Annotated in this window: 16 protein-coding genes; 9 read left to right on the forward strand and 7 right to left on the reverse strand. The window is 32.5% G+C overall.

Features of this window, described 5'->3' with window-relative positions; all coding sequences use genetic code 11:
• Positions 1-63 precede the first annotated feature (63 nt).
• Complete coding sequence (locus QWY88_RS04540) at positions 64-465, reverse strand: hypothetical protein (RefSeq protein WP_304544559.1); 402 nt, start codon at positions 463-465, stop codon at positions 64-66.
• Positions 466-605: 140 nt separating this feature from the next.
• Between QWY88_RS04540 and QWY88_RS04545 the strand changes: the two genes are divergently transcribed.
• The 3 genes from QWY88_RS04545 to QWY88_RS04555 all read left to right on the forward strand — a co-directional run bounded on the left by QWY88_RS04545 (position 606) and on the right by QWY88_RS04555 (position 2,147).
• Positions 606-1,058 carry a hypothetical protein gene (locus QWY88_RS04545; RefSeq protein ID WP_304544560.1) on the forward strand — a complete coding sequence of 151 codons (453 nt, stop codon included), beginning with the start codon at positions 606-608 and terminating at the stop codon, positions 1,056-1,058.
• Positions 1,059-1,328: 270 nt separating this feature from the next.
• A complete protein-coding gene (locus tag QWY88_RS04550; protein ID WP_304544561.1) occupies positions 1,329-1,742 on the forward strand; it encodes an RDD family protein in 414 nt (137 codons plus the stop codon).
• The gene (locus QWY88_RS04555; protein ID WP_304544563.1) at positions 1,743-2,147 is read left to right on the forward strand and encodes a hypothetical protein; all 405 of its coding nucleotides are present in this window, start codon (positions 1,743-1,745) and stop codon (positions 2,145-2,147) included.
• Between the two features lie 112 nt (positions 2,148-2,259).
• Here the strand turns inward: QWY88_RS04555 and QWY88_RS04560 are convergent, their stop codons facing one another.
• Positions 2,260-2,622, reverse strand: a complete 363-nt coding sequence (locus QWY88_RS04560; RefSeq protein WP_304544565.1) for a hypothetical protein — start codon at positions 2,620-2,622, stop codon at positions 2,260-2,262.
• Between the two features lie 265 nt (positions 2,623-2,887).
• Here QWY88_RS04560 and QWY88_RS04565 point away from each other — a divergent pair, with 265 nt between their 5' ends.
• The 4 genes from QWY88_RS04565 to QWY88_RS04580 are packed head-to-tail and all read left to right on the forward strand — an operon-like array spanning position 2,888 to position 9,099.
• Positions 2,888-4,216, forward strand: coding sequence for a CHASE2 domain-containing protein (locus QWY88_RS04565; RefSeq protein WP_304544568.1), 1,329 nt, complete (start codon positions 2,888-2,890; stop codon positions 4,214-4,216).
• A 12-nt stretch (positions 4,217-4,228) separates the two neighbouring features.
• The gene (locus QWY88_RS04570) at positions 4,229-4,843 is read left to right on the forward strand and encodes a hypothetical protein (RefSeq protein WP_304544570.1); all 615 of its coding nucleotides are present in this window, start codon (positions 4,229-4,231) and stop codon (positions 4,841-4,843) included.
• Positions 4,843-8,433, forward strand: coding sequence for a caspase family protein (locus QWY88_RS04575; protein ID WP_304544572.1), 3,591 nt, complete (start codon positions 4,843-4,845; stop codon positions 8,431-8,433). The genes QWY88_RS04570 and QWY88_RS04575 overlap by 1 nt, the downstream gene beginning before the upstream one ends.
• A gap of 21 nt (positions 8,434-8,454) precedes the next feature.
• Positions 8,455-9,099: a CCDC34 family protein gene (locus QWY88_RS04580; protein WP_304544574.1), complete on the forward strand. Its 645-nt coding sequence runs from the start codon at positions 8,455-8,457 to the stop codon at positions 9,097-9,099.
• 45 nt (positions 9,100-9,144) lie between these two features.
• On the opposite strand, the gene QWY88_RS04585 is transcribed toward QWY88_RS04580, so the two are convergent.
• Positions 9,145-9,756, reverse strand: a complete 612-nt coding sequence (locus QWY88_RS04585; RefSeq protein ID WP_304544575.1) for an adenylate/guanylate cyclase domain-containing protein — start codon at positions 9,754-9,756, stop codon at positions 9,145-9,147.
• A 169-nt stretch (positions 9,757-9,925) separates the two neighbouring features.
• On the opposite strand from QWY88_RS04585, the gene QWY88_RS04590 reads away from it, so the two are divergent.
• Positions 9,926-10,852 (forward strand): helix-turn-helix transcriptional regulator, encoded by a 927-nt coding sequence (locus QWY88_RS04590; protein ID WP_304544577.1) that lies wholly within the window; start codon positions 9,926-9,928, stop codon positions 10,850-10,852.
• A gap of 4 nt (positions 10,853-10,856) precedes the next feature.
• Positions 10,857-11,393 (forward strand): hypothetical protein, encoded by a 537-nt coding sequence (locus QWY88_RS04595; protein ID WP_304544580.1) that lies wholly within the window; start codon positions 10,857-10,859, stop codon positions 11,391-11,393.
• Positions 11,394-11,641: 248 nt separating this feature from the next.
• Here QWY88_RS04595 and aguB read toward each other — a convergent pair whose 3' ends face one another.
• From aguB to QWY88_RS04615, 4 genes are read right to left on the reverse strand one after another with little or no spacing between them, the layout of a single operon-like run.
• Positions 11,642-12,487 carry an N-carbamoylputrescine amidase gene (aguB, locus tag QWY88_RS04600; protein WP_304544582.1) on the reverse strand — a complete coding sequence of 282 codons (846 nt, stop codon included), beginning with the start codon at positions 12,485-12,487 and terminating at the stop codon, positions 11,642-11,644.
• Positions 12,488-12,530: 43 nt separating this feature from the next.
• Positions 12,531-14,054 carry a tetratricopeptide repeat protein gene (locus QWY88_RS04605; protein ID WP_304544584.1) on the reverse strand — a complete coding sequence of 508 codons (1,524 nt, stop codon included), beginning with the start codon at positions 14,052-14,054 and terminating at the stop codon, positions 12,531-12,533.
• A 44-nt stretch (positions 14,055-14,098) separates the two neighbouring features.
• Positions 14,099-15,010 (reverse strand): LOG family protein, encoded by a 912-nt coding sequence (locus tag QWY88_RS04610; protein ID WP_304544586.1) that lies wholly within the window; start codon positions 15,008-15,010, stop codon positions 14,099-14,101.
• 41 nt (positions 15,011-15,051) lie between these two features.
• Positions 15,052-17,292 carry an AAA family ATPase gene (locus QWY88_RS04615; RefSeq protein ID WP_304544588.1) on the reverse strand — a complete coding sequence of 747 codons (2,241 nt, stop codon included), beginning with the start codon at positions 17,290-17,292 and terminating at the stop codon, positions 15,052-15,054.
• Positions 17,293-17,297: the final 5 nt, after the last annotated feature.

Genomic DNA, 17,297 nt, shown 5'->3' on the forward strand with positions numbered 1-17,297 from the left:
TTAAAATCAACAACCATGATATAGTCATTGACTTGACTATATTACAGTTTTAAGATATTTGAATTATTGTAATATTCTTCTTACTTGTTCACAACTTTTATTTGGATATTTTTTCTTTAATGTAAATGGAGTTAACCCCAGATCTTTACATTTTTTAATTTCTTTATTTTCAACTATATCTAAATCTAACCAACCATCATACTCTTTAACAGTTAAAACATTTATTCTTAATAACCTTGTAATCGCAACTTCATAATATGAGTCCAACCATCTTTGTATTTCATAGGGATTTTTTTGTCCTAAATCATACATTTCATAAATAAAGGAAGTTTTATGTTTATTTCCTTGATATTGTGGAAAATATTTCAATAAAGAAGCTCTATTTACATTTTTATTCATTTCCAATGCTGTTTCAGCAGCAAAAAGACTTAAACTTAATCCAATTATTAATAAAATTTTTTTCACACTTTTCCTTTTTCAGTGTACTATTAAATAATCAACCTTAAAACAGCTTAAAAAATCTTAATAAAATACTAAGCATTTTATTCTATGACATAACTTGTCACAATACCATGAAATACTTCTTGAATCAAAAAGGAGTACACATGAAAAACAACAGCTATATTAGTTTTGAGGAAAGAACACAGATGATACCATTTAGAGCAAGATTATTCATATGGGTGTGTTTTTTCGCTTTAGTAATCTTTACTGCTTGTGATACGCCTTTGGTTCAAAGTGTAAAAGAGACGAAATATGCTAAAGGAATTACTATAGCAGAATTATTCGAAGATTCTGATTATTGTAGTTCAGTGGATTGGTTAGAGGTAGAATACAGCACTAATAAAAAATTAGTAAAGGTAGAGTGTACTCTTCTAGAGGACAGTATATTTTATAAAGACTTTGATGTTTTAGTCTATCATTTTGAAAAGTTCAAGAATCATGCAGCAATTTATAATTCATATTATCAAAATGATAAAGAACAGATAGTAGAGAGATCTGGATGGGAAGCCAAATATTTATTAGATTCTTCTATGGAAGATATTCTAAAGAACAAATAATTAAAAAAAAACGCTGTTGCTAATTACGCAATAACAATAAACTTATATACTCATATTGCTTTAATTAAATCACTTTTATAAAACCTTGAGCATTTCTAAACGATAGAATATAATTATTTATTGTTTCATTGTATTTTTTTATAAAACTAGATAATATTTTGTTTCGTTAATGAAAAACAGCATTTTAAATTAGTGAAACTAACACTTTGTCTTTTTGACACAATATGTCACTATTATTTGAAATAATGTTTCAAACACAAAGGAGTAGAAATGGAAAACGAAAAGTTTATTGGTTTTGGAAAAAGATTAGGTGCATTTATGATAGATGCAATTATTATCTTTGTAGTGTGGCAGTTCTTAATGGGTTTACTATTTGGTTTAGGCCTTAGGGGTGAGGAAACAATTGGTAAAGTAGTTGTGATAGTTTATTCATTAATTTATTTTAGTTACTTCATATTTTTAGAAAGTTCTAAAAAACAGGCAACGTTAGGAAAAAGAATATTCAAGATAAAAGTTGTAAATCATGAAGGTGAAAGACTTTCTATTGCGAATTCTGCAGGAAGAAATTTTGGTCGAATTTTGTCGGGACTAATTTTAGGAATAGGCTATTTAATGGTACTTTTTACACCAAAGAAGCAAGCTTTACATGATAAACTTGCTAAAACATATGTAGTAGGGAAATAAATGAAATTATTTGTGATTAAAATTTTTGTATTAGTTGGTTTGTTTAGTGTATTTACAGGATGTGATACTGCCTTGGTTTCTGAAGTAAAACAAACAAAGTATGGTAAAGGAATTACTATTGCAGAATTATTTGAAGATTCTGATTTTTGTGATTCCGTTGATTGGTCAGAAGTAGAATATGAAAAGGGTCAAAAATTAGTATTGATGGAGTGTCAACTTCCTGAAGAAGGTATAGCATACAAAGGTTTTGATACCTTACTATATCACTTTGAAAAAACAAAAAACGATGTAGACGTTTATAACTCATTTTACGAAAACGACAAAGAAGAATTAATAGAGAGGTCGGCGTGGGAAGCAAACTTGTTATTACGTGCTTCTATGGAATATATATTAAAGAATAGATGATAGAATAAAAAATACCGTTAATGAAAAAACTATATTGGGTGATGATTAAACTTTTATCATAAGTTTAAAGCATCAACCAATATTACACAAGTTATATAATACTAAAGTGTGATTATTTTTTATGCCAACTAATATATGGAGACTGGTTTCCCGTAGGTGTTGTCATTGATGTACATTTATATTCAACATCTTCTATTTTTAAAGTACCACTGGTACCAGCACCTCCTTGAATCACCCTAGAAAACTCAGCAGCTGTAATACATCCAGCAAGGTTCTCTCCCATCTCATTTTTAATTCTTTCTTCTGTAAAATAATCCTTCATATTAGTATCATTGATTTTAGCATCCATAAAACTTTTTGACCAAATTGCTGGTAATATAGTACGATTTAGTGTTCCAATAATTCCATTACATTGTTCTTCTTTCCATGTAGAATAACTTACTTTACCTACACATTGCTTATTATACTTGTGCACGTTTTTATTAAAGTCAACCCTGAAACAATGATTTTATAATACCTTTTATTCTTCATTTCAACTCCTATAAAATCATAATATATAACTAAAAAAATGAATATTTATAATGATATAGAAATTTTTCATATTCATTTTATATTATTTTTGACAGTATAAAAAAAGCTTTTGATACATCATGTCACACAGCTAAGAGAAAATATGACAAAAGAGCTATATAAGTAAAATAACAATAGAATGCTTTTTAATAAAAAAGAATAGGTATAGTTTGATAAAAGAATCATTGATAAAAGCTTCGATAAGTGCACTGTTAACATTTATAATTTATCAATTTTATAATGTAGAGTTTATTCGTGCAACGATAGAAGATGCGGCCTTCGATACTACAAGTTGGTTCGCTCTTTCTAAGACATCTACAGATACAAATCAAAGCAATGTGTTTATTTTAATGCTCGATGATAAGTATTTGAATTCAAAAAAACTTTTAGATGACAACAATGAAACAAACTATGGATATATTCTCCCGCGCGAATATTTAGCAGAGATAATCTCAAATCTTGATCTTTTGGTTGAAGATATTGATGAAGAAAATTATCCTTCTGCTCTTTTTTTAGATTACGATCTTTCATATTTAAGTGATCCCCACAACAAAACAGCAAGTGCCGGGGATATAGAACTTTTAGAAGTTTTAAAACATCCTCGACCATACATTATTTACCTACCAATCACATCGAACTATAACTATATATATTATTCAGCCGACAAAGAGATTCAAAAACTTATTGATATTGGTAAGATCAAATTTATCTCTGTGGGCTTAACGTCAGCAAGTGACAATGTAAGTAGAAGATATTACCCTTATGAGCTTTATAGAGATAGAGAAAATAAAGAGCAAAAGTTTATGAATGTCGCCATAGAACTTTATGTAGATCAAAATCATTTAAAGAAAAATATCTTTGATACTTTTTCACAAACAGGTTCAGCACTTGTTGAGAATAGAATTATTTTTAAAGACTTTAATGTGTTGGAAGATACTAATGATTATACGACTTATCAGAGTAATTGGAAAAAACTTTCTGCAATGTCAGCCAATTATCCGCTTGATACAATTTATGAAGATGACTTAAAAAATGCTGTTTTTTTTGTTGGAGCTGCGCATAGTGCCAGTGATGACACTTTTGAGATAGATGCTTATTCCAGGCAAGTTAGTGGGATAGAGATGCATGCTAACGCACTTATGACACTTAATTATCTCCAAGGAAAGCTCAAACGGTTACCTCTTTACATAAGTAGTTTAATTGTATTTTTTGTTATCCTATTCGTAGACTTGATGCTATCACTACTCTATGAAAAACTGATGCAACTAAAAGAGTCTATACAATCACAAAAAGTGAAAAAATGTATGACATTCTTTATCCACGATGAAAAAGACGATTTTCATGAAATGTGGTTAGTTGTAATCTCTTTAGGGATAATGTTCCTCATCTCATACAACCTATTGTTATCGACACAGCACTATTGGTTTAACTGGATGATACCAGCCTTAATGTATCCACCATATCTTGTTTTGATGGGATTTAAAAAATTTATTAAATAAAAAGGAATGTAAATGTTGAAAATAGTTACTTGTATCTGTTTAGTGAATTCTCTCTTCGCTGTTGAAATGACAGTAAAAAAAGATGATGTAATCGTAAGTATTAATACTCAAAAAACTACGTTAAAAAAAGGGCAAAAACAAGAGCTGACAGAGGGAAGCACAATCTGTTTTGTTGACGGTAAAGGAAAGGTTGTTATACCTGCATTAAAAAAGCAGCTTAAAAAACCGGGAAGATGTTTAATGGTACCACTCTCTGAAGGGACTGTAACAAGTTACATGGCAGATATGAAACATAAAGCAACAATAGCATTATGGGATTCGAGTGAAAGTGTTCGTCATGGTACAGGAACTAAAGGACAAACAGAATTTAATAATGATGGGGCATTTATTTTAACTCCAGAACAAAAAGAGTTAGTTATCTATGGTAAAGAGTTTGGACCTCTTCCTGTTGTTGTACACCTTTTAGATGCTAATGGAGGAGAAGTGATGAGCTTTGAGAATGAAGAGAGTGAAACAACCTTAGTTCGTATAGGAAAGCAAAATCTAAAAACTGGTATGACGGTAGAAGTTTATAATGGATTTGAAGAATTAATGTTGAGTAAAAAAGTTATCGTCAAGGGATTGTAATGTTCAAGAATAAAATTATTTACATTCTAATAGTAAGTTTCAGTATAGTTTTTAGTGGATGCACGGCTAAAGATTTGGCATTGGTTTTTGTGCCTGGCATGACTTATGACAAAGCTAAGAATCTTTTTCCTGAAAAGCAAAATGATAGTGAGTTTTTAACACCAATAGAAGACCAATTTTCAACTAAGTTAAGAGCAAATTATTTTAAAAAAAGTCACTGGACTGGTTATTTTATAGCTGAGAATAAAGTTTTTTATTTTATGGTAAAAGTTCAAAATTCTAACCTAAAAAACAAACCTGTGAGAATAGTGATTTTTGATGAAAATGGTCATCAAGTTAACAATTATTATGATGCAGTCATGGAGTCCTTTAACGGAGTATTATTTGTTTTAGCACCTACAAAAAAATGGGTCAATGAACACAAAAATACAGATATCTATACCTTCTCATTTTGGAGAAGTGATATAAATCATAATATATTAACTGGAGATGTAGATTTAATAAAGTCTAATACTGAAAAAGCCAACAGCGTTGGCTTTTTTAATTTAGTACGTTCGGATGAATATAAGCTGCCTACATCCACATTTGAGAATCCATATAGCAGTTCATTAGGTGAACAACAACTAACAACATATGAAAAAAACAATGATTCCAAAATTTATCTTAGAACTGATAACAAAGCCCATTCTGACATGATTAATAATCTAATAGTAACAAAAGATAAAAAACATTTTATTACCTCTAGCAAAGATAAAACAATTCGTGTATGGGATAGCAATACTGCTACAAGTCAAAGAAAGATCATAGGACAAATTGGAAAAAGCATGATAGGAAAAATCAATAGCATTGCAGTAAGCCCAAATCAAAAACTTTTATGTTCTACTGGTTATTTTGATGGTCCTACAAGAAGAGATGTTACTAAAATCCGAATTTTTGATTTTAAATCAGGAAAACTTTTACATACTCTAAAAGCACATCAAAATTCTGTTTCAGACATGCAGTTTAGCAAGAATGGGAAATATCTGTACTCTATAGGACAAGATTATACTTTAAAAATTTGGGATACAAAAACTTTTAAACTCATTGATAATATATCATTTTACAATGGTGTTAAAGTAGATCCAACTACCTTACAATTAAGAGAGATAGAAAATTCTAAGTTACATCAAATAGTTATAACATATGGTAAAGAAGTTGCTATTTATGATCTAGACACAAAAAAGTTTTCTAACAAATATATTAATAATTATCCAATACATGGCTTAGCAGTAAATGGTTTAGATATTGCAATCTCTGGTTATGGTGAAGAAGAAAGAGCCAATCCAAAAGGAAAAAGAAATATTGTAATATTGGATTATGGATTACATCTATTAGCATCATTAGTATATAAAGGTTATCAAGTACCAACAAAATTAGTTTATAATGAAAAAGGAAATAAATTAGCTGTATTGGCATTTGATAAAATTGTAATTTATAATAGGTCAAAAGGTTATCATTTAGAATATGAATATACTAATAAAGATTTTGCTCGTTATATCAATACAATAATATTTTTAACTAATAAAAAACTACTTTTTACAGACATATATAATAAGATTGCTGTTTTAGATATAAATACCAAAAAAGTAATACAAAAAAATCTTGGAGGTTTTAAAGAACTTAAAGTAAGTTTTCAAGGACATACTATTGCCTGGAATAAATTTTCTAATAATAAAAAGAAAAGAAAATTCTTAAAAAGAAGAGCATTAGATATATTGAATGGAAAATTTGTTACTGGTATCCCTTCTGAAACAGAGTTACCAAGAAGTAAAGGTAATCTCAGTTTAAAAACTAATGCAATGCATAATGAGCTCTTTATAATGAAAAATGATAAAGTCATTAAAACAATTATTCAAGACAGATTTATGGGGATAGAACATGGAGTTTTTGGATTTTATAAACACTATATCCTTTCTGCGGGTCATGATGTTATCAGTATATATAGTTTAAATGGTGACCTAATAACTCGTTTAGTCGGACATAATGGAATAATTTATCAATTGGCCCTAGACCAAGATCGTTTAGTAAGTATTGCAACAGATCAAAGTATTAAGGTTTGGGATCTTTCAAAAATAGGATCACAATCCCTACTTGAACCTTTAGTTAGTATACATTTAAACACTTCGTTAGACGAATGGATAATGTGGACTCCAGAAGGTTTTTTTAATTCCTCAGAGCATGGACTACAAGATATTGGTTTTCATTTGAATAAAGGAATAGATAAAGAAGCACAATGGGTTTCTATGGATAAATTATATGATCATTTTTTTAGACCAGATTTAGTAAAAATGAAATTAGAAGGAAAAGATATTAGTAAATATACTGGTGGTCTAACATTTAAAGATGTACTTAAAAGTCCACCTCCGACTGTGAGCATTGAAGAAGTTGCTAAAAATGGTATAGATAAGAGAAAAAGAACTCTAAAACTTTCTTTCAAGGTTCAAGAAACAGATGCTGGTGGAATTGGTATTATACGTGTTTACCAAGAAGGAAAACTTGTTAAAACTATTGGTGAAGGAAAAATAAACCGTGCTATAGCAAATGCAGATGAAAAGTTAAGAGAAGAAAAATTAAATGAACTTTCCAAGCAAAGACAAAAAGAGTATTTAGCTCAACTGGAAACTAGTGTATCAAAGTCTGTAAACGGTACATTGAATGACTCTGAATTGATAGGTGATGTAGAGATAGAAGAACTAAACAATAAAGCTGGTGAATACACAATAACACTTCCTATAAAAGCTGGAAAAAACAACATTGCGGTTGAAGCTTTTAACAAAACAAATACTGTCGCAAGTTATAGAGCCAGCATAGATGTAGACGCTAAACTAAAAGAACGTCAACCTACAATATATGTACTTGCAGCAGGGGTTAATCAATTTGAGCAGAACAATGTAAGCACATTAAAATATTCAGAAAATGATGCAAAAAGCATAGCTAAAGAGATCAAAAATGCTACAAAATATAAAACAGAAGTAACTCTTTTAACAGGTAAAGAAGTTACAAAAGAAAATATTTCTACAGCTATAGAAAATATAAAAAAGAAAGCTCATCTTGAAGATAAAATCGTGTTTTATATCTCTACACATGGTAAATCTGCTCGTGGACGATTATATTTGGTACCGCAAAACAATAAAAAACTAAAAAATTGGCTAAACTTTGAAGATCTTTTTAAAGAGATACAGTCTATTTCTGCACTTGATCAGATATTTATTATTGATGCTTGTGAATCCGGTCAAGCGAGTGAAATCATGTCCGCTGTTTATGATGCTAAAGCTTCTGTTCTTGCTAAACAATCTGGAGTACATGTTTTAATGGCTACTACTAAAGGGACTTTTGCGTTTGAAAGTGCAGATAAAAATGCCAAGCATGGAGTTTTTACAAACAATATTTTAAAAGCTTTAAATGATAAGCATACAGATAAAAATAGAGATAAGCAAATATCTATTATAGAGTTATCGGATGCCTTAAAAGATCCAAAATATAGTGTAGAACATCAATTTCCAATCATTAGAAATGTTGGTGAAGATACAAAAGTGAAACAATTGAGATAACAATTTAGGAGAAGTTATAAAATGGAAAAAGTAGGAAAAATACATTTTTATGCGAGCGGATGGACTGCATATTCTGCTGTAGATATCTACTATGATGGGCAAAGATATATGATAGACTTAGGCTTATTTGGAGAAGACTCCAAATATGGCAAAAGTGTTGAAGAACTTGCCAGCTATTTACGACGTTATTATGCAAAAGATGAAAAGTTTGAGATTAAAAAAATAGATCTTGATCTCTCACCATATCATGATAAAATTGCTGCTCAAGAAGCTGAAAAGTTTCAAAAACAAGAACAAAAACAGCGTGAACGTGAAGAACTTGATAGAAAAAAACAACAGGACAAAGTTGAAGATAATCAAAAATATCAAGACGAATTGAATGATATACGAGAAGAAAGAGCTGCACACAAGGAAAAGATAAAAAATCTTCAAGGCAGTTTATTTATGAAGATAGTAAAGTTCTATCTATTATCAGTTGTAAGTTTAGTAAAAAATCTTTTTATGGCATTGCTAAATAGCCTATATGGTGCTGTGTCAACTTCATCTCGATTTAATAAATTAGTAAATCGCTATTATTTTGCAGCTATTAAAGATTCTCTTATAGTATTGACTCCGATAGTTGCTATTCTTTATATAATAGAATTTATTCAACAAACATTTTCTTAAATCAACTGTTCTGAAGATTTCTCATGCTTTATTAAAAAATTGTGTTTAACTTTTATAAATGACTTGAAAACTCTCGACTATTATTCCTGAAATGGAATGTTCTATTTCTATAAGTTCAAAATCGGTTATTTGAGAAATGCAGGAAGCAGCTTGTTGGGAAATCAAGATCTCATGTTCACCTGCGAGATCTTCCCCAAGTTTACTTGCGATATTAACAGGTGTTCCAAAAAAATCATTGTTATCGAGTAAAAGAATTTCTCCATAATCAATGCCAATGGAAATCTTTATATCATGTTCGTCTGGTTTCGATATATTTGCTGCCTTTAACTGAGTATTTAAAGCGATCGAAACACTAATAGCATCTATAGTTTCATCAAAAACTGCAAATACATTATCTGCTTCCATTTTTACAACTACACCGTTACTACTATTTATAAGTTCAATAGCTTGTGTCTGCATCTCTTGAATCATGGCGAGATAGTGTACTGTTCCATATTGTTTAGTGATTCTACTAAAACCTGACATATCGATTACCAAAACAGCTTTTTTTTGCCCAAACTTTTTCCATATCTCATGTTCTAAAGCTTTTCGATCCTCTTCATATAAGGCACTAGAATATTTAACTAACAATCTATGTAGTTCATGTTTATCGTTCATTTATCTCACTTTATAAAGTGTAGTGTTCTATAAAATTTATTTCATATCTTAATTAAATCCCCCTTAATAGACTTTGATATTAGGACTACAAGAGTGCCTTTAAAGATGATTCTGTATAATTGTTAAACTACTAATCTAAGATAATGTCAATAATTGAATGGAGTTAGAAATGGCAACATCACAACATGATAAATTCTTTGCAAGATCAATTTTACTTTTACAAGAGCTTTCTGAGTGTGGCAGCAAAAACATAAGTGAATTAGCAGAGATGTTTGGAGTGAATAAACGTACAATCTATAGAGATATAGAGAGACTTCATTTCTTTCCCATAGAGCTTGAAAAGGGAAAAGGTATTGTACGTATAGCTGAAGGCTTTGCACTGGAAAATCCAAAACTACAGGATTTGGAACTTTTAGTTGCTGAACTTGCTTTTAGTTCTATTCGTAATATTGATCACAATACAGACAGGCATCTATCTTCAATCCGTGCAAAAATTTCAAATCCTATGTTCTTTACTCCTTACGATATTAAACCAGAATCATATGAAGAAATAAATATGGATTCTGAACTCTCAAATAAAATTGAAGATGCTATCACTAAAAGAAATGTCTCTAAAGTAAAAAACAATGAGCAGTTTTCAGTCGTTGAACCATATAAAATGGTTGCTTTTGATGGATTTTGGTACTTGTTAGCAAAAGATAGAGCAGATAATAAAATCAAAACCTATATGTTAGCAAATATGCAAGACTTTCATGCGACAACAGAAGTATTTGACACTACTTATACAGATGTAGATAAACTACTTCAAAATGTTCATAGTGCTTGGTTTGATGATGGAAACAGTTTTGAAGTTCAAGTAAAAATTAAACCAGAGGTTTCACAATTTTTTGAACTAAAAAAACATCTTTCATCTCAAAAAGTTTTAAAAAAATATGATGATGGTTCTTTACTTGTTTCATTTGAGGTAAGCCATGATGAAGATGTAGATAATCTGATCAAAGCATGGCTACCTTATATAGAAATTATTTCCCCTAAACGCTTACGCAATAAACTGGTAGAAGAGTTAGAAAACTATATCGCACAAATCAAGGAATAAGACCATGAAAATAATAGTTTTTTTGATTATATTCTTAGCTATGACTTTAGATGCTGATATATATAATTTAGATAGTAATGTAGATAATGAGTATTTAGTCAAACAACTAGGACAAAATAAACAAATTAAATTAAAAAAAAGATATGAAAATTTAAAATTTACGAATTTAATAGATGATAGTCATAGGTCAGAAACAAGGACTAAAAATAATTGTAAGTATACAGACATAAAAAACAACCATATCACTTTTTTATTTTATGAAAATAAATTAAAAGTTTTGGAGAATGCTAATAGTAATAACAATAACATTTTAATATGTTTCTCAAGCTATGAAGAATATTTATTGTTAAAACATGAAATTCAAATAGCATTTTACAAAGAACTCAAGAATATTAAAGATCCTTATTTTATGAAAAAAAGAGAAGAAGTTGCAAAAGAGATAAACATAACAGAAAAAGAGATTATGAAACCGTACAGCATGAAAAAAGATACGACAAAATTACACGAAGATATCAACTTTTTATATAAGCAACTTCAATAAAATTTTATGCAGCTTTTGATTCTATTCTTCAATATGAACATTTAGTCGAAAATATATCCATTAGCTAAAATATCGCAAAAGCTTGCTATATAAGCCATATCTTTCAGCAGTTTAGCCTCCCTGTTTTCATAATATTCTCTATAAATCAATTCTTTGATATTTTTAATAGTATGGAATGTTCCTTATAAGCTAGACTGTTACTAAAACAGTTCTTTTTGGAACGTGACTTCTACTGAGAGGTCCGTCCTTTATTTACAGAGTTTTGAATAAGCAGCAGGTCTACGATCACGAATCAGTCCCCAGTACTCTCTTTGTTTTGCATTTTCTGTAAAATCAAATTCACCGTAGATGATCTCCTCTTTGTCACGGCTCGCTTCAGCTATCTTCTCACCCGTATAATCAGTTATAAACGATGAACCGTAAAAAGTAAGCTCACAGCTTTCACCTTTTTCTGTACCTATTCTGTTTGCAGCAACTACAGGGATAGTATTTGTCGCAGCATGCCCCATCTGAACACGTTGCCAATGTTCTTTAGAATCTAAGTGGATCTCAGGCTCGCTTCCAATCGCAGTCGGATAGAAAATAATATCTGCACCCATAAGTGTAAGAGCGCGTGCAGTTTCACAAAACCACTGATCCCAGCAGATCCCCACGCCCACTTTTCCAAACTCTGTCTCATACACTTTAAAGCCTGTATCACCCGGAGTGAAATAGAACTTTTCTTCATATCCAGGACCGTCTGGAATATGTGTTTTACGGTAGTTATCCATCACTGTTCCGTCCGTATCTATGGCAACTAAAGAGTTGAAGTATTTATCTTCTGTTTTTTCAAAATAGCTCACCAAGATCACAACATGATGCTCACGTGCAAGTGGAATAAACTCTGCAATTACCGGATTATTTTCCAGTGGCTGTGCCCAAGAAAAATATTTTTTATCCATATCTTTACAAAAATAGTACCCCTCAAAAAGCTCCGGTAAAAGTATAATATTTGCACCGTTATTTGCCGCTTCTTTGACAAACTCCTTTGCCTTGGCAACATTTTTACTTTTATCTTCACCCATTTGCATCTGAATCGCTGCAACTTTTACCATGGTATTCCCCCACTTCAAATAATTGAGGAAATTTTACTACATTTTATCTGAATAAATCCTCTGTATTTATCTGTTTGTTTTTCGTACATTTTGCTCTAAGTGCATCTATTTTCTCTTTACGTGCTTCGATCTCTTGATATTTTTTATCGCTCATTTGTACTTGCGGTACGGCCAAGATAGCAGTTTTATACTTTCCGCTAAAACCTCTTACCTTTTTTCCAAACATTGCAGGGATAGTATCGGCATTAAAACCGCCAGAACTGCCACATGTTAAAATGCCGTTAGCTATACATTTGCATTCCTGTTCTCTTTTAGTTTCAAGACCGCTTTTATAACCGCGTCCAACTGGATAATCGGTAAAAAATATTTTGCTCTTTTTCAGATCGCCGCTGATTGAAGAGACCATTGAAGTTGAATTTGCCACTATCGCTTTTATATCTATATTATAGTCATTGATAATGTTCCACGTTACCATTCTATGTGACTGTAACATCAACACAACAGGTTTATCAGACTTTTGAATACGAAGTGTAATATCGTTCCCTTTACGTTCACTCTCATATACACCCACGTACCAAAACTGAGTTTGCTTACTAACTAACGGTTTTAATGCCTCTTGCAACTCATTTCTAGTGTATTTTTTCACAATAGGGAGAATTTTTACAAGAAGATTTGTAGTATGCCATCTGTTAAGATGCTCAACCTCTATAGTATGGACCCCTTTTTTAAATTCATATGGAATCTCTGCTGAATTTGTTCCGTCATAAATAATATATCCGTCAACTATAATTCTAGTCGTCGCTTGACTCTGGTAGATCGTAATGTTTTGTTTCGTGTCTTTGTCAAACTTTACTTTTCCAACCCAGTATCCCCCGAAATTTGCCGAGTTTATGTTATGAAACTGATCGTACGGATAGTTCACACTTACAGTATCGACACTTTCTGAATAGATAACTTTTTTCGGTTCGCGCGTATCGATATAATAAGCTTGAAATGCTCCAAGAGGGATCTTGTTGTTAGGATTGAGATATTTTCCCCAGGTTTTTTCCGCTTTTTTCAGTCCGCCGCTTTTAACAAACTCTAAAGCGTGTTTATCGACTCTTTGTTTTTGTTTTTTTGCAAGCTCTATATACTTTTTATAGGTATCGATAGCCTGCGTTCTCATTTTCCCCTTATCTCTGTAGTAGTTTTGGGAGAAATAGTTGTTTTCGTAAGCATTTGCAAGATAAAGTAGAAAATTGGGACGGTTAGGATATTTTTTTACAAACTCCTCCAACACCCTTACATTTCTAGAATTTCTTGTACTTTTAGCACTGTAAAAAGCATATTTTTCTAAATAAGAGAGATACTTCTTTTCAGTCATACAGTCAGGTTTTCGATAGGTGATATTTCTGAAATCGCTACCGTTGAGGAGCACTAGCGCATTTGTAGGATCATCAAATTTTTTATATATAAAGTTTGCCTCTTCAACTGCTTTGTCAACATTTACACAAACTTCTTGGGGTTCATAGCCTCTGGCTAGGAGAATTGTACCTAGTAGCAATAGTGAAAAAATCAAAGTTCTCATACGATACCTTTCAATATTTTTTCACTATTGTACACTATTTTAAATCATTGTACTAACGGCATACCTTTTTCTTTATACCAGTTGAGTATATATTCCCACGCTTCATTGGCGTTATCTACAAACTTGAATATCTCCAAATCTTCAGCTGCTATTACACCCTCTTCTTGTAAAAAAGCAAAATTTAAAGCTCTCTCCCAAAAACTTTTTCCAACAAGCACAATAGGGATAGGAGTTGTCTTTTCTGTTTGTATAAGTGTCAGTGTTTCAAAAAGTTCGTCAAACGTTCCAAAACCGCCCGGATATACCACAAGTGCTTTGGCACGATTTAAAAAGTGCATCTTTCTCACGGCAAAATAGTGAAACTGAAAACAAAGTTCCGGCGTAATATAAGGGTTTGGAAACTGTTCGTGAGGTAGTAAAATATTAAGCCCGATAGTTTTTGCACCTACATCGTAAGAACCGCGATTTGCAGCTTCCATGATACCGGGGCCACCACCTGTCATAACTGTAATTCTACAATCATCAGGATTTTTTCCGCTCTCCCCTACGAGTCGGCCGAACCTGCGTGCATCTTCATAGTAGATACTCTTTCCGATCATACGCTCGGCAACATACAGTTCACGTAATAAAACTCTATCATCCGGTGCTTTTTCAAGCTTCTCTTCCACTTCGTTAAATCGAGCTATCGCAGTCTTTGGCTCTACTATTCTCGCACTTCCGAAAACAACAATAGTGTGCTCGATTCCCAGTCTTCTGATCTGTAATTCAGCTTTTAAATAGTCAAGCTCTAAACGTACGCCACGAGCTTCACTCGATTCTAAAAACTCACTGTCTTGAAAAGCCAGTTTATATGTCGGACTCTTTACCAATCTATCAATGAGTTCAGATGCTTTTGGATCTTCTTTTGACGACTTGGGATCCTGCCAAGGAAATCTTACTCTTTTTTCATTTTCCATATCTGACCACCTTTGCATTATTATACTATTTTCTCCCTTTTTCAATTTAACTCCAATAAAACTGTATCTCTTTTTGTACTCTCTACTCGTCTGCACGCATTTTCAAACGCTCCGCTTTCACCGATTATTATACATCTGTGTTTTGCTCTTGTGATCGCGGTATAGATGAGTTTCGTATTGTGCATAATATAGTGTGAAAAGCTCATAGGGATCACAACTATATCATACTCCATCCCCTGCACTTTATGTATTGTAAGTGCATAGGAGAGCATTAGGTAGTTTTTCGCCTCATCAAACTCGTACTGCACTACGATATCTTCATTCGGATAGTATACGAACAGTTGTTCATCTTCGTCTTCTATCTTAAACAGCAGTCCGCTCATCCCGTTAAAGATACGTCTTTGAGCAGAATCTTCCCCCATCTTAAAGCCGTCCGAACTCCATGAGGTCATGTTTTCATTTTTGGTGTGTACCACCTTATCCATCAAGCGAAACTCTACATTCCCTTTTTTAAAACACTTTTTCGGGTTGGGATTAAAATACTCCTGCAAAATGGTATTGAGATTTGTAGTACCGAGTGTCCCGCCCTTCATAGGAGTGATCACTTGAAAATAGTTCAGGTACTCTTTTATCTGTTTGTTGTTAAGTCGATAACGCGCTTTTTCAATCGACTCAATAACTTTATGCAACATCTCTGCAATAATATCTTGAGAGTTTTTCTCACGAAGATCTTTTAACTCATCTTGGGAGAGCTGATTTTTCAAAGCGTAATAGTTTGCAATACTCACATCTATAAACTCAAAATCCTCATACTTTGCGCGATACTGCGGTACTTGTGCCTGACGGATATCGTTGGCTATAAGTGTGATCGCCTGATCTTCACTTTGACGGTAGATCTGTGTCAGCTTTACTATCGGGGCAAACTGTAACTCCAACATATCACTCAGTACATTTCCAGCGCCTATTGGAGGTAACTGTGCATCATCCCCAACTACGATCACTATAGCACCGTTTGAGACTTTCCCCATCAATCGGGCAAAAAGGGAGGAGTTTATCATACTCGCCTCATCGATGAGTACTACCGAATATGGGAATTTATCCGATTCTTCATGTTTTACCAAGAGTGATTGAATAGTCGCACTCTCATACCCCGTCGTATCACTGATACGCTGCGATGCAATACCGCTGAGTGCACAGGTGATGATCTCTTTTTTATCGTAACGTGTATTTAGAAGATTTAGGATTGTTTTTGAAGTGGTTGATTTACCCGTACCTGCATATCCGACCAAAAAGAGCAGACTCGCACCTTGGTTGATCGACTCTACCGCTTTTCTCTGCTGCTCTCCCAGTTTTAATTCCTGATCAGCTAAAAAAACGTCAAGGTCTTTTACAAAACCGCCATTATCTAGTTTTGAGCGTTTAGAGAAGGTATCGTATAAGAACTTTTCCGCATCGTACAGTCTTGCAGGAGATACTCGATCATGTTTCATAAGTACGATGCTTTGCTCTGCTACACGTTCGATTAAAATAGCCTCATAAAGATTCTCTTTGTTAAAAAATCCAAGCAGTTCATCAAGAGCAGAAAAAAGGATCTGTTTTGCTATACAGCTGTTTCCGTTTGCTTCGCAGTACTCTAAAAGTACATAGTCCATTGCCGAACTCAAACGGTTTTCATCCTCGGCTGCTACACCCATTTTAAGAGCTAGCTCATCAGCACGTTTAAAACCAATGCCAGAGATGTTTGTAAGTACGTAAGGGTTTTCTTTAATCTTTGTACACGGTTCCTGTACATCTTTCATCGCGTTTGCGATTGTAGTAAGTAGTGCGGGGGAGACATCAAAAGGGCTTAAAAACTCCCCCAGATTTCTCATAGAGCGAAACTGTTTCCAAGAGGATTGGATCTTTTTGAGACGTTTCTCTTTGATCCCTTTAAACTCTAAAAGTCTCTCTATATCATTGTCTAAAATATCTACTAAGGCTTCAGAACCGAAATGTTCGATCAGATCGGCTGAGAGTTTTTTCGTAAAACCTTTTATTATTTTGTTTAAAAAGAAAAAGAGCTCGTTTTGGTTCACTTTAAGAGATTCAAATTTAAAAGTACGCCCGTACTTTTTATGCTCCTCCCACACCCCTTTTAGAGTAACGGCAGAACCTTTGATACTCTCGATACTACTCTCATAGTATGTACCGCTTACTTTCTCTCCACTCTTAAGCACAGCGATAACAAATCCGTCATCTTCAAAAAGGATCCTATCGATCTGCCCTATAAGTGTTTGTGTCATATGTT

The sequence above is a fragment of the Sulfurimonas sp. hsl 1-7 genome, from assembly GCF_030577135.1.
Lineage (GTDB): Bacteria > Campylobacterota > Campylobacteria > Campylobacterales > Sulfurimonadaceae > Sulfurimonas > Sulfurimonas microaerophilus.

Coding starts and splice junctions, on each gene's coding strand:
- QWY88_RS04570 (WP_304544570.1), top strand. CDS start 4,229: ATGTTGAAAATAGTTACTTGTATCTGTTTAGTGAATTCTCTCTTCGCT.
- QWY88_RS04605 (WP_304544584.1), bottom strand. CDS start 14,054: ATGAGAACTTTGATTTTTTCACTATTGCTACTAGGTACAATTCTCCTA.
- QWY88_RS04585 (WP_304544575.1), bottom strand. CDS start 9,756: ATGAACGATAAACATGAACTACATAGATTGTTAGTTAAATATTCTAGT.
- QWY88_RS04545 (WP_304544560.1), top strand. CDS start 606: ATGAAAAACAACAGCTATATTAGTTTTGAGGAAAGAACACAGATGATA.
- QWY88_RS04575 (WP_304544572.1), top strand. CDS start 4,843: ATGTTCAAGAATAAAATTATTTACATTCTAATAGTAAGTTTCAGTATA.
- QWY88_RS04580 (WP_304544574.1), top strand. CDS start 8,455: ATGGAAAAAGTAGGAAAAATACATTTTTATGCGAGCGGATGGACTGCA.
- QWY88_RS04550 (WP_304544561.1), top strand. CDS start 1,329: ATGGAAAACGAAAAGTTTATTGGTTTTGGAAAAAGATTAGGTGCATTT.
- aguB (WP_304544582.1), bottom strand. CDS start 12,487: ATGGTAAAAGTTGCAGCGATTCAGATGCAAATGGGTGAAGATAAAAGT.
- QWY88_RS04595 (WP_304544580.1), top strand. CDS start 10,857: ATGAAAATAATAGTTTTTTTGATTATATTCTTAGCTATGACTTTAGAT.
- QWY88_RS04615 (WP_304544588.1), bottom strand. CDS start 17,292: ATGACACAAACACTTATAGGGCAGATCGATAGGATCCTTTTTGAAGAT.
- QWY88_RS04610 (WP_304544586.1), bottom strand. CDS start 15,010: ATGGAAAATGAAAAAAGAGTAAGATTTCCTTGGCAGGATCCCAAGTCG.
- QWY88_RS04590 (WP_304544577.1), top strand. CDS start 9,926: ATGGCAACATCACAACATGATAAATTCTTTGCAAGATCAATTTTACTT.
- QWY88_RS04555 (WP_304544563.1), top strand. CDS start 1,743: ATGAAATTATTTGTGATTAAAATTTTTGTATTAGTTGGTTTGTTTAGT.